Annotated in this window: 13 protein-coding genes and 1 pseudogene; 6 read left to right on the forward strand and 8 right to left on the reverse strand. The window is 61.7% G+C overall.

Annotated features, from left to right (window positions below; genetic code table 11):
- Position 1: 1 nt before the first annotated feature.
- From N4Q37_RS09190 to lptM, 4 genes are read right to left on the reverse strand one after another with little or no spacing between them, the layout of a single operon-like run.
- Positions 2 to 727 carry a DUF484 family protein gene (locus N4Q37_RS09190; protein WP_260957191.1) on the reverse strand — a complete coding sequence of 242 codons (726 nt, stop codon included), beginning with the start codon at positions 725 to 727 and terminating at the stop codon, positions 2 to 4.
- Positions 728 to 740: 13 nt separating this feature from the next.
- Positions 741 to 1,571 (reverse strand): diaminopimelate epimerase, encoded by an 831-nt coding sequence (gene dapF / locus N4Q37_RS09195; protein WP_260957193.1) that lies wholly within the window; start codon positions 1,569 to 1,571, stop codon positions 741 to 743.
- Between the two features lie 4 nt (positions 1,572 to 1,575).
- Positions 1,576 to 2,823 carry a diaminopimelate decarboxylase gene (gene lysA / locus N4Q37_RS09200; protein ID WP_260957195.1) on the reverse strand — a complete coding sequence of 416 codons (1,248 nt, stop codon included), beginning with the start codon at positions 2,821 to 2,823 and terminating at the stop codon, positions 1,576 to 1,578.
- A gap of 9 nt (positions 2,824 to 2,832) precedes the next feature.
- Positions 2,833 to 3,006, reverse strand: a complete 174-nt coding sequence (gene lptM / locus N4Q37_RS09205) for an LPS translocon maturation chaperone LptM (RefSeq protein WP_260957198.1) — start codon at positions 3,004 to 3,006, stop codon at positions 2,833 to 2,835.
- Positions 3,007 to 3,372: 366 nt separating this feature from the next.
- Between lptM and cyaY the strand changes: the two genes are divergently transcribed.
- The 3 genes from cyaY (at position 3,373) to rnk (ending at position 4,538) form a co-directional block, all read left to right on the forward strand.
- Entirely contained in the window at positions 3,373 to 3,705 is a 333-nt protein-coding gene (cyaY, locus tag N4Q37_RS09210; RefSeq protein WP_260957199.1) for an iron donor protein CyaY, read from the forward strand.
- 4 nt (positions 3,706 to 3,709) lie between these two features.
- A complete protein-coding gene (locus tag N4Q37_RS09215) occupies positions 3,710 to 3,928 on the forward strand; it encodes a DUF1289 domain-containing protein (protein ID WP_260957200.1) in 219 nt (72 codons plus the stop codon).
- Positions 3,929 to 4,127: 199 nt separating this feature from the next.
- Positions 4,128 to 4,538 carry a nucleoside diphosphate kinase regulator gene (gene rnk, locus N4Q37_RS09220; RefSeq protein WP_260957202.1) on the forward strand — a complete coding sequence of 137 codons (411 nt, stop codon included), beginning with the start codon at positions 4,128 to 4,130 and terminating at the stop codon, positions 4,536 to 4,538.
- Positions 4,539 to 4,544: 6 nt separating this feature from the next.
- On the opposite strand, the gene N4Q37_RS09225 is transcribed toward rnk, so the two are convergent.
- The 3 genes from N4Q37_RS09225 to N4Q37_RS09235 form a co-directional block, all read right to left on the reverse strand.
- Positions 4,545 to 7,388 (reverse strand): class I adenylate cyclase, encoded by a 2,844-nt coding sequence (locus N4Q37_RS09225; protein ID WP_260957204.1) that lies wholly within the window; start codon positions 7,386 to 7,388, stop codon positions 4,545 to 4,547.
- 184 nt (positions 7,389 to 7,572) lie between these two features.
- Positions 7,573 to 7,818 carry a TIGR02647 family protein gene (locus N4Q37_RS09230; protein WP_260957667.1) on the reverse strand — a complete coding sequence of 82 codons (246 nt, stop codon included), beginning with the start codon at positions 7,816 to 7,818 and terminating at the stop codon, positions 7,573 to 7,575.
- Positions 7,819 to 8,061: 243 nt separating this feature from the next.
- Positions 8,062 to 8,346, reverse strand: a complete 285-nt coding sequence (locus N4Q37_RS09235) for a hypothetical protein (RefSeq protein WP_042730387.1) — start codon at positions 8,344 to 8,346, stop codon at positions 8,062 to 8,064.
- A 125-nt stretch (positions 8,347 to 8,471) separates the two neighbouring features.
- Here N4Q37_RS09235 and N4Q37_RS09240 point away from each other — a divergent pair, with 125 nt between their 5' ends.
- Entirely contained in the window at positions 8,472 to 9,131 is a 660-nt protein-coding gene (locus N4Q37_RS09240) for a glutathione S-transferase family protein (protein WP_260957208.1), read from the forward strand.
- A 144-nt stretch (positions 9,132 to 9,275) separates the two neighbouring features.
- On the opposite strand, the gene argH is transcribed toward N4Q37_RS09240, so the two are convergent.
- Positions 9,276 to 10,670, reverse strand: a complete 1,395-nt coding sequence (gene argH / locus N4Q37_RS09245) for an argininosuccinate lyase (RefSeq protein ID WP_260957209.1) — start codon at positions 10,668 to 10,670, stop codon at positions 9,276 to 9,278.
- A gap of 316 nt (positions 10,671 to 10,986) precedes the next feature.
- Here argH and N4Q37_RS27855 point away from each other — a divergent pair.
- Both N4Q37_RS27855 and N4Q37_RS09250 read left to right on the forward strand, forming a co-directional pair.
- Positions 10,987 to 11,136: pseudogene (locus N4Q37_RS27855) on the forward strand (sensor histidine kinase); the annotation flags it as partial.
- Positions 11,133 to 11,879: a LytR/AlgR family response regulator transcription factor gene (locus N4Q37_RS09250; protein WP_260957211.1), complete on the forward strand. Its 747-nt coding sequence runs from the start codon at positions 11,133 to 11,135 to the stop codon at positions 11,877 to 11,879. The pseudogene N4Q37_RS27855 and the gene N4Q37_RS09250, both read left to right, overlap by 4 nt.
- Positions 11,880 to 12,009 lie beyond the last annotated feature (130 nt).

The raw sequence follows: 12,009 nt of genomic DNA on the forward strand, positions 1-12,009 counted from the left end.
GTCAACGTACCGAGCGCAGCGAACCCGCCACTCGTGGCAACACGCGACCGGTGACTTCGGCGATGTAGCTCAAAAACAGCGTGCCCACCGAACTCTTGTAGTGCTGCGGGTCGCGGCTGGCGATGGCCAGCACGCCATGCACGCCCTGATGGGCGATGGCGACGACGGCGGTGGAACCGATCTGCTTGCGTTGTTCTTCGCCGAACAGGAAATCCAGCTCATGTTCGCGCAGGTTGCCGCTGACGCTTTTGTTTTCCGTGAGCAGGCCGCCGATCGCGGTTTGTGCTTCGGCGTGGGTCACCCAGCGGCCCACCGGCATGGCATTGTCGCCGAACAGGATCAGGCTGACGAAGGGCACCTGGAAGTCCTGGCGCAGGCTGTCCTCGACGCTCATCACCACGTCTTCGAGGGTGCTGGCGTCCATCAGCGCGAGGATCAAGCGGCGGGTCTTGTCGAAGAGCCGGTCGTTGTCCCGGGCGACGTCCATCAGGTGCGACAGGCGATGGCGCATTTCGATGTTGCGCTCGCGCAGGATCTTCATCTGGTGTTCCACCAGCGACACGGTGTCGCCGCGCCGATGGGGAATGCGCAGTGTCGCCAGCAAATCCTCGTGCTCGACGAAGAAATCCGGATGGGCCTCCAGGTAAGCGACGACGGCCGCGGCGGGTGGAAGCTGGCCCGGGACATCCTCGGGCGACGGGGCTGGAACCTGTGGTTTGTCGGTCATGGCGTCGACTCACTCAAAGACGGACTTGTCCTTCGTATACGCGCACTGCCGGGCCGGTCATCATCACCGGTTGGCCAGGGCCTGCCCATTCGATGGACAGGCGCCCGCCAGGCAGGTCGATCAACAAAGGCGAATCCATCCACCCCTGGCTGATTGCGGCGACTGCGGCGGCGCAAGCACCGGTACCGCAGGCCTGGGTTTCTCCTGCGCCGCGTTCCCAGACACGCAATTGCGCCCGGTGACGGTCGACGACATGCAGGAAGCCGACATTCACCCGCGCCGGGAAGCGCCGATGGTGTTCGATCTTCGGCCCCAGCTCGTGCACCGGGGCGCTGTTGATATCGTCGACGCGCAGCACCGCATGGGGGTTGCCCATGGACACGGCCGCCAGCTCCACCACGGTGCCGTCGACATCCACCTGGTAGCTCGAGGCCTGGGCCGGCGCATCGAAGGGAATGTCCGCCGGTACCAGGCGCGGAGCGCCCATGTTGACGCCGATCTGGCCGTCGCCGCGCACATCCAGTTCGATGATGCCGCTCTTGGTCTCGACGCGGATCTGCCGCTTGGCGGTCAGGCGTTTGTCCAGCACGAAGCGGGCGAAGCAGCGCGCGCCATTGCCGCATTGCTCCACTTCCGACCCGTCGGCGTTGAAGATCCGATAGCGGAAATCCACGTCCGGGTTGGTCGGTGCCTCGACGATCAGCAACTGGTCGAAACCGATGCCGGTGTGCCGGTCGCCCCATTGCTTGGCGTGCTTGGGCAGGATGTGCGCGTGCTGGCTGACCAGGTCGAGGACCATGAAGTCATTGCCCAGGCCGTGCATCTTGGTAAAACGCAGCAGCATGGTTTTACTCCGGCAGCAGGCTTTCGCCAGCAAACAACTCGGCTACCGTCTCGCGGCGACGGACTTCGAATGCCTGATCACCGTCCACCAGCACCTCGGCGCAGCGGCCGCGGGTGTTGTAGTTGGAACTCATGACAAACCCGTAGGCACCGGCCGAATGCACGGCGAGCAGATCGCCTTCTTCCAGCGCCAGTTCCCGGGCCTTGGCCAGGAAGTCACCGGTTTCGCAGATCGGCCCGACGATATCGTAAGTGCGTGTGGCGGTATCGCGCGGGCGCACGGCGCTGACGTCCATCCAGGCCTGGTACAGCGCCGGGCGGATCAGGTCGTTCATGGCCGCGTCGACGATGGCGAAATCCTTGTGTTCGGTGTGCTTGAGGTACTCGACCTGGGTCAGCAGCACGCCGGCGTTGGCGACGATGTAGCGGCCCGGCTCGAACATCAGCGCCAGGTCGCGACCGGCGAGGCGTTCGCGCACGGCCTTGATGTAGTCGGCCACCAGCGGCGGCTCCTCATCGCGATAGCGCACGCCGACGCCGCCGCCCAGGTCAATGTGGCGCAGGTAGATGCCGCAGTCGCCGAGGCGATCGATCAGCGCGAGCAAGCGGTCGAGGGCGTCGAGGAAGGGTTCGAGGGTGGTCAGTTGCGAGCCGATGTGGCAATCGACGCCCAGCACTTCCAGGTTCGGCAGTTGGGCGGCGCGCACGTACACGTCTTCGGCGTCGGCAATGGCGATGCCGAACTTGTTTTCCTTGAGACCGGTGGAAATGTACGGGTGGGTGCCGGCGTCGACGTCCGGGTTCACGCGCAGGGAGATCGGTGCGCGCACGCCCAGCTCGGCGGCGACGACTTGCAGGCGTTCCAGCTCATCGGTGGATTCGATGTTGAAGCAGTGCACGCCGACTTCCAGGGCGCGACGCATGTCTTCGCGGGTCTTGCCGACGCCGGAGAACACGATCTTGTCGGCGCTGCCGCCAGCGGCCAGGACGCGTTCGAGTTCACCGCCGGAAACGATGTCGAAACCGGCGCCCAGGCGTGCCAGGACGTTGAGCACGCCCAGGTTGGAGTTGGCCTTTACAGCGAAACACACCAGGTGCGGCATGCCGGCCAGGGCGTCGGCGAAGGTGCGGTACTGAGCTTCGATGTGGGCACGGGAATAGACGTAGGTCGGCGTGCCGAAACGCTCGGCGATCGCGGACAGGGCAACCCCTTCCGCGAACAGCTCCCCGCCACGGTAGTTAAAAGCGTCCATGGCGTTCCCTTAGTAAGTGGTGGTGTGGGTGTCGTGGGTATGGGATTTGGACTGCGACGACTTGGCCTGCTCTTCTGGAGACTTGCTGTCGTCAGGCAGGTACAGAGGACCTTTTTGACCACAGGCTGTGACGAGGCAGGCAACCGCGACGAGCGCAGCAAGGGAAGAGATCAGGCGCTTCATGGCGAAATCCTTGAAAATGCGTTAATTGCGCCGGAGTATACCGGCCACCCGGCAGCTTGCCTATGCAACGGGGTCCCCGTCCGGCGGGGCTAGGCTCTGTCTGAAAAGCCTTGATACTCGGTGATGCTGCGTTAAAAACTGCCTCGGAATGCTCATTTACTCCAGTAAATTCCGCTTCCTCGGCGGTTTTCGCCTTGCCTCACCTTCGTCTCAAGACTTTTCAAACAGAGCCTAGTGGCCCCGTAAGGGCTACCAGGGCTTTTCGTAGCGCCGAGGGGCGTGCGCCGGTATATCCTTTGCAATCGTCGGGAAGCGTCCGTATCTTGCGGCGCTTGAGCATGAGCAGACATTTTCGAGGTTGCCGCAATGAGTTTGACCGAAGCCCGTTTCCACGATCTGGTCGATACCACCCAGCAGATGCTGGAGGATGTGTTTGACGAGAGTGAGCTGGACATCGACCTGGAAAGCTCCGCCGGTGTGCTGACCGTCAAGTTCGAAAACGGCACCCAGTTGATTTTCAGTCGCCAGGAGCCGCTGCGACAGTTGTGGCTGGCGGCCGTGTCCGGTGGTTTCCACTTCGATTACGACGAGGAAAGCGAGCGCTGGATGTGTGACAAGAGCGAAGAGCAACTGGGCGAGATGCTCGAGCGCATTGTCAAGACCCAGGCCGGCGTGGAACTCGAATTCGAAGGTCTTTGAACCTGTGACATCGAGCGCTCCGCCGCGGCCACCCAAGCCGCTCTACAGCAATGTCAGCCCCGCCGTGCCGTCGCCGTGCACCAGCGTGTGCAAGCTGGACGAGCAGAAAGTCTGCCTCGGCTGCTTCCGGCATGTGGAAGACATCCGCCAATGGCGCTCGGCCGATGATGAGCGCAGGCGGGTCATCTGTGCCGAGGCAGCCAAACGCAAGTCGCTGGTGTGATTTGTGGCGAGGGGATAAATCCCCTCGCCACAGTCATTCTGTTGTTCATGCAACGGGAGCAATAGCTCGGTGACTTGTTTATTTATTGAGCTGTGTTAGTGTCCGGCTACGCCTCACCCTATCGAGGCCCATGAAAACCCCGTCTTCTTGTGGCGGGGTTTTGCTTTTTTCGTGCAGGAGAAAGGAGTCTGCCAGGATCATGACCGCACCTTCCATCACCCTTACCCGTCTGGACGTGCAACGTCTGGAGCGTTTGATCGACAGCCTGGATGAAAACCTGCCGGGTGTGATCGCGTTGCAAGCCGAGCTTGATCGCGCCGAGACGCTGGTGGGCCACGATGAAGTGCCTGCCGATGTCGTGACCATGAATTCGCGGGTGCATTGCCGTGAGGAAAGCAGCGGCAAGGACTACCACCTGGTCCTGGTTTATCCACAGGACGCCAATGCCGATGAAGGCCGGATTTCTATCCTCGCTCCGGTAGGCAGTGCATTGCTGGGCCTGAAGGTCGGCCAGCACATCGATTGGCCGGCGCCCGGTGGCAAGACCCTGAAACTGACGTTGCTGAACGTGGAATACCAGCCCAAGGCGGGCGGTGACTTCTCTCTCTGACACGCATCAGGCCAGGGTCAGCGCCTCGTTCAGGGCGCTTTCCAGGTCGGCCTTGTAGCGCAGGTACAAATTGCTCGAACAGGCGCCGTCGCCCACCAGGCCCGAGAGGTCCAGGTCGGTGATGTAACAGCGGTAGCGCTGGGCCTCGCGGCGCTGGTCAATGATCTCCCGGGCGACCACCCGGAACAGCTGGTCGCCATGCTCCAGTTCGGAAAACTCCTGCTGGTCACAATACAGGGTGACATGTACCTGCCCGTGCGCCGCCTTGCCGATGATCGCCTGTACGTCATAGAACGGTTTGTTCGCCGGCGTCTGCGGTGCTTGCCGTGCCTCGATCCGCCGTGCCCGGCCGTTGCCCGAGGGCAGGAGTTGGTAATACAGGGTTTCCAGGGACACCGGCTGGGCTGCATCCATCGGCAACAAAGCGTCGCGGCGGTACAGCACCGATTGCAGGAAGCGCTGCAACGGCACCAGCAGACTTTGTTCGTCGTGATAGGGCACTTGCTGGTGCCAGAGCGCATTGAGCTCATCGAGCACGTACAGCGTGGCGGTTTCCTCGTTGACCCGGTAGAACACCTGGATGCATTCGGGCTGGCCCATGGGCAGGAGCAGCGCCAGGTCATGTTCCTCCAGGGCCATCGGGTCAAGGTGCAGCGGACTGTAGGCTGTCAGCTCCTCGCCCAGGTAATCCATCAGCGCCGACAGGCTGCCCAGCGCCACGTGGTTGACCTGGCCCGGTATCAGTTCCAGCACGTGATAATGCTGCTGGACCTGAAGCAGATAGCGGTAGTTGAGCTTGCTCAACAGCAAGGTCTGCGCCGTCTCGATGACCTCTTCGACCCGTCGGGCAATGAACTGCGCGCGGTTGTGGCAGAAGCAGCGTACCCGCAAGCGCGGCTGGCGTTGCGTGGTGGGCAGGTCGTTGAGGTAGTCGCGCAGGCAGTCAAGCAGCGCGTGTTCGCCGTCGAAACGGTTGACCAGCACTTCGTTCCAACTGTTGAGCGTGACCTGGTCGAGGGTCAGCACCAGGTTTTCCCGCACCCCGGCGTAGCTCAACGAGTCGGTACGCTCAGTGGTCATCAGAATGTTCAGGTCGCGGTGGTGCTTGAGCGGGTCGACACCGACATTGACCAGGACCAGCACCTCGCTGGGTACGCTGGCATGCAGCAATTGTTCTTCATCGACGCTGCCCAGGGGCAGGGCGATGGACTGTTGCAGGCTGCCCAGGAGGTTGAACAGTTCGAATTCGCTCAGGTCGCTGTCGCCGGGGTGCAGCGCCAGGCGCGTGCTGCTGTCGATCACGCCGTTGCGATGGCACCAGGTCAGCAGTTCGAGCAATTCACGGCTGCGCTTGATCGGCGCGAAATTTTCCCATTCCAGGGCGTTGAGGCTGCCGTTGTACAGGCCCCACTGATTCTGCCCAGGCTCTTTGCGATTGGCTGACTGGACCAGCGTCAGGGTGTCCTCGGCCAGGTCCGGGGCGATGCCGGGGTTGATGAACTCGACCTTGTCGGCCTTGCGTTCGAAGGCGGCATACAACCGCCGACCCAGCACATTGAGGTCGCGCTTGTTGAGCGGGCTGACAGTTTGTTCGGTGCGGGCGAACTGGGTCAGGAAACGGTAACTGTGGGTGAGTTCGTTGACCAGCGCGCGTCGCTCGTTGCTGACCTGGCGGACTTTCCACTGGCTGCGGCTGTCGAGCAACGCCAGTTGACGCTGGTCCCAGCCCCATTCCCGCGTGAGGCGTTCGAGCAGGGTCCGTTGCCAGCCGCCGCTACGCCCTGGGCCGGTGAGCTTGCGATTGACCTTCAGGTACAGCGCCCGGCGGATCAGCTCGAGGCGTTCGGGCTCGGCGCGGGCGTTGAGGTATTCCTCGATGCGGCGGTAGACCACCATGTAGGGGTCCAGCTCTTCCAGGTCCAGGCGATTGGCGAACACGGCTTGTTTGAAGCGCAGGCTCAGGCAGCGCACGTTCGGGTGCTCGCTGGCGTAGACCTCGGTCAGCAACAGCTTGAGCACCGATTTGTAGGGTGACTCGATGCCCTTGAACAATTGCCAGAGCCCGGCGCCGATGAATTCCCCTGGCGGGATATAGGCCAGGTGCCCGAGGTCCAGGGTTTCATCCGCGCGAATGAAACGCTTGGAAATCAACGCATGGGTGTATGGCTCATAGTTGTCTTCTTCGTAGACCGGCACCAGCCACCAGATCGGTGTGCGCCCAGCCAGCCAGATCGCGGTGCGGTAGAACTCGTCCAGCAGCAGGTAATGCTGGGTCGTGCCGCAATCTTCGGAACTGAGCTGGTTGTCCCGCTCGCCCCGCACGAAACGCGCTGGGTCGATCAGGAAAAAGTGCGCTTCGGCCCCCTGGGTCGCAGCCCAGGCTTCGAGCAGTTGGCATTTCTTGCGCAGCTCGGCCAGTTCATCGTCGCTCAGGTCCGGGCCGTGGCAGACCCACACATCCATGTCGCTCTGGTCGGCCTGGGCCAGGGTGCCGAGGCTGCCCATCAGGAACAGGCCGAGAATCGGTCGCGGCGGATTGCTGCCGTGTCGCGGCTTGTAGGAGAACGAGCGGGTCAGGCGCTGGGCCTCGGCAAGGACGCTGGCGTCGGGCTCGTAATTCGACAAGCCGGCGGGTGTGCTCCCGGAGACGTAGCCGGGCAACAGCGGATGGTTAACGTGAAAAAACAACGGCAGCAGCGTCAGCACGCCTTGTTGGCGAGGTGACAGACCCTCCAGGGCACGCTCCATCCGGACGCTGTTGAGCTTGAGAAAACGCGCGCGCAACTGGCTCAGGACCTTGCGATCGATTCCCTCGTCCAGATCGGGGCGTATTTCGTGGTTGCGGGTCATGTCAGCTCAAACCGGCTCGCGGTCTCGAACGTGGGAGATCACAGGTGATGGCAGGTTAGCGCCCGGGTTTGCGAATTCTTAAGCGGGAACAGGATTCAGGTGTCAGATTTTTTACCCAAAGTCCTCACTGCGCCTGCGGAAACCCCCTTGAAGGCGATTTCCGTGGGCGGCAGGGCAGGGCAGGTCAGGCGGCTTCTTGAACGCTCAGTATCGTCAGGACGGTTTGAATATTCTGCGCGGCGTCCCGACCCAGGCTGGTCAGGTAGCCACCGTCGGGCTGGGTGATCAGTTCTTTCTCGAACAAGCGTTGGGCGGCGGCGATGGCCTTGGGGGCCGCGGTCTGATGAATTTTCAAGCCTTCCTGGGAACTGTCCAGGTTGAAGAGTGCAAGGATTTCCAGTTCGGCAACCAGCTCAGGGGTAAGCGATATAAGGACTCCAGACTTTCTAGGAATTTGATCGATAGCGTCACTAAGGTGAGCGCACTCGGCCGAGCTGTCCAGTGCCAGGGCCATGCTTTTTTTGTTTTGGGGGAGGGAGCACCTGTGTTCTGCCCGGCAGGTCCCTGTGGCGAGGGGATTTATCTGTGGAAGCAAGGCTTGCCCGCGATGAAGATAACGCGGTCTGGTGGGAGAGCGAGGTGCCTGCATCGCGGGCAAGCCTCGCTCCCGCAGTCAGTTCTTTTCCGGCGGCAACTCAGGCAGGGCGCGCAGGGCGGCTTCGTACCATTGGGTGTCGAACGGGCGGTCCTCTTCCAGGATCGCGTCAATTTCCACTGCCAGCACATGGGCCATCAGGTTGAGGATGTCCTCGCGCTCATAACCCACCAGGGTCAGCTTGTTGAAAGTGGCCTTGGCCGCTGGCGGGTTGTCGCTTTCAATCTGGTTTTCGATGGCCTGGATCAGCGTGTTCTCGACGAACTCTTCTTCGTCATTGTCGATGTCGGTTGGCTCGCTCATGGCAGGCTCCTGTGAGAAAAGTCGCCAGTTTACCTGCATTCAGCCGCGTGATGCGCCTGGCAATAAACGCCTCGACGGTCTATAACCCAAGGCTGCCAACCCCACACGGCCTGGAGGCATTTGGAATGCTCAAGCTTTATGGTTTCTCTGTCAGTAATTACTACAACATGGTCAAGCTGGCGCTGTTGGAGAAAGGACTGCCTTTCGAAGAGGTCGCGTTTTATCCGGGCCAGACCCCCGAAACGCTGGCCATCAGCCCGCGCGGCAAGGTGCCGGTGCTGAAGACCGAGCAAGGGTTCATCAACGAAACCAGCGTGATCCTCGAATACCTCGAACAGACCCAGCCAGGCCAGGCCCTGCTGCCCAGCGATCCGTTCGAGCGTGCCCAGGTGCTGACCCTGTGCCGGGAGATCGAGTTGTACATCGAGCTGCCAGCGCGCGCCTGCTTTGGCGAGGCGTTCTTCGGCATGTCGGTGCCCGATGCCATCAAGGAAAAGTCCAAGGCCGAATTGCTGCTGGGGTTTGCCACGCTGGGCCGCCATGGCAAGTTCTCGCCTTTCGTTGCGGGCGACCGCTTGAGCATTGCCGACCTGTATTTCCTCTACAGTGTTTCGCCGGCCTTACAAGTGGGTAGCAAGCTGTTCGACACCGACCTGATGGCAGGCATGCCGGCGGCCAAGGCCTTGTTGCAGCGTCTGGAGCAGAACCCGCACGTGCAGCGGATTGCGGCGGACAGGGAGGCGGCGATGCCGGCGTTCCTGGAGATGATCGCGGCGAAGAAATGAGTTTTTTGCTGTTCTGAAGGGCGCCCTCGCGAGCCGGCTCGATCCCACAATGGAACTTCAGGTGTTCACACAATATGTGCTCACTGAAGTCCTTCTGTGGGATCGAGCTCGTTCCGGGCGGCGATCCGACGATGCTTTGGGCTTTTAGCGGCTGGCAAGCAACGCCTGGCCCCGGGCCACAGCGGCCTTGACCTGCGCTGGCGCGGTGCCGCCGATGTGGTCGCGGGCATTGACCGAACCTTCGAGGGTCAGCACCGCAAACACGTCCTGCTCGATCTGGTCGCTGAACTGACGCAGTTCGTCCAGGCTCATCTCCGCCAGGTCCTTGCCGCTGTCTACGCCGTACTTCACGGCATGGCCGACGATTTCGTGGCAATCACGGAATGGCAAGCCACGGCGCACCAGGTAGTCGGCCAGGTCGGTGGCGGTGGAGAAACCGCGCAGGGCCGCTTCGCGCATCACCGCATGCTTGGGTTTGATAGCCGGGATCATGTCGGCGAAGGCCCGCAGCGAATCGCGCAGGGTATCGGCGGCGTCGAACAGCGGTTCCTTGTCTTCCTGGTTATCCTTGTTGTAGGCCAGTGGCTGGCCTTTCATCAGGGTCAGCAGGCCCATCAGCGCGCCGAACACCCGGCCGCTCTTGCCCCGTACCAGCTCAGGCACGTCGGGGTTTTTCTTTTGCGGCATGATCGAGCTGCCGGTGCAGAAACGGTCCGGCAAATCGATGAATTGGAACTGCGCACTGGTCCACAGCACCAGTTCTTCGGAGAAGCGCGACAGGTGCATCATCGCGATGCTGGCGGCGGCGCAGAATTCGATGGCGAAATCGCGGTCCGAAACGTTATCCAGCGAGTTGCCGCCCACGGCGTCGAAACCCAGCAGCTGTGCGGTGTATTCACGATCGATCGGGTACGTGGTGCCGGCCAGCGCGGCGCTGCCCAGGGGCATGCGGTTGGTGCGCTTGCGGCAATCCACCAGGCGCTCGTAGTCGCGGCTGAGCATTTCGAACCAGGCCAGCATGTGATGCCCAAACGTTACAGGTTGGGCGGTCTGCAGGTGGGTGAAGCCCGGCATGATGCTTTCGGCTTCGCGCTCGGCCTGCTCCAGCAAGCCTTTTTGCAGGCGGGTGATTTCGCCCAGGATCAGGTCGATTTCATCGCGCAGCCACAGGCGGATGTCCGTGGCCACCTGGTCATTGCGGCTGCGGCCGGTGTGCAGTTTCTTGCCGGTCACGCCGATGCGGTCGGTCAGGCGCGCTTCGATGTTCATGTGCACGTCTTCGAGGTCGACGCGCCAGTCGAACTGGCCGGCCTCGATTTCACCCTGGATGGTCTTCAGGCCATCGATGATGCTGTCGCGTTCGGCATCGGTCAGCACGCCAACCTTGGCCAGCATGGTGGCGTGGGCGATCGAACCCATGATGTCGTGGCGATACAGGCGCTGGTCGAAATTGACGGAGGCGGTGAAGCGGGCGACGAAGGCGTCGACGGGTTCACTGAAGCGGCCGCCCCAGGACTGATTGGTCTTGTCAGTGCTCATGAATTCGCTCGTGATCGGCTGTGGAGAAAATAGCGGTTAAAGGCTGCGGCGGATGATAGCAGGGTTGCCGGGACTGGCGCTGGCACTGGTCGGCAGGTTTTTTCGATCGAACCTGGGATCCAACCGGTTTTTCGCACAACGATATTTTCCGATTGAGCAATATCGTCGCGGCAACCGTCTACAGTGGACTGTAGGACTTTTTCTTTTTCCATCCATGGTGCATCGGACGAATAAAAAGAAGGGAGGGCTCATATTGATCAGATCGAATGATAACTATCCCTACGACGAAGCCGTGCGACATCAGGCCTCGGGCATCCGTCGACAGGCGCTGGTAAAGATAGGCGACCGCCTCGCGGCACTTTTTGGCCCTCGGACGAGTCTTAGCGTGGATCGCGGTGACGGATGTCACTTTCCCTGTCTACGCTATCCTTGTGCGAGACTCACGCAGGAATCCAGCGCAATATGAATGTCCTGATCGTTGATGACGAACCACTGGCCCGCGAGCGCCTGAGCCGAATGGTTGGCGAGCTCGAGGGCTACAGTGTCCTGGAGCCCAGCGCCACCAGTGGCGAAGAGGCGTTGGCCCTTATCGACAGCCACAAGCCGGATATCGTGCTGCTCGACATTCGCATGCCTGGCCTGGATGGCCTGCAGGTCGCGGCGAAGTTGTGCGAACGAGAGTCGCCTCCCGCCGTGGTCTTCTGCACCACGCGGGACGACTTCCCACCCGAGGTGTTGCAGGCCGGTGCGGTCGGCTACCTGGTCAAGCCGGTGGCGAGCGAAGCCTTGCTCGACGCCTTGCGCAAGGCCGAGCGACCCAACCGCGTACAACTGGCGGCGCTGACCCGTCCGGCGGCCGAAAGTGGCAGCGGTCCGCGCAGCCACATCAGCGCCCGCACCCGCAAAGGCATCGAGCTGATCCCGCTGAACCAGGTCGTCTATTTCATCGCCGACCATAAATACGTGACCTTGCGCCACGAAAGTGGCGAGGTGTTGCTCGACGAGCCACTCAAGGCCCTGGAAGACGAGTTCGGCGAGCGCTTTGTCCGTATCCACCGCAACGCCCTCGTGGCGCGTGAGCGTATCGAGCGTCTGCAGCGTACGCCCCTGGGGCATTTCCAGTTGTTCCTCAAGGGACTCAATGGCGATGCGCTGATCGTCAGCCGGCGACACGTGGCTGGCGTGCGCAAGATGATGCAGCAGCTTTAGGCTCTGTACGAAAAGTCTTGAGACGAAGGTCAGGCGAGGCTGTTTTCAACGCAGCATGAACGAGTATCAAGGCTTTTCGTACAGAGCCTGGGTCACGGTTTCAGGGCGTCCGCCCCGTCGACAGGGTATT

It is taken from the genome of Pseudomonas citri (assembly GCF_025336485.1).
Classification (GTDB): domain Bacteria; phylum Pseudomonadota; class Gammaproteobacteria; order Pseudomonadales; family Pseudomonadaceae; genus Aquipseudomonas; species Aquipseudomonas citri.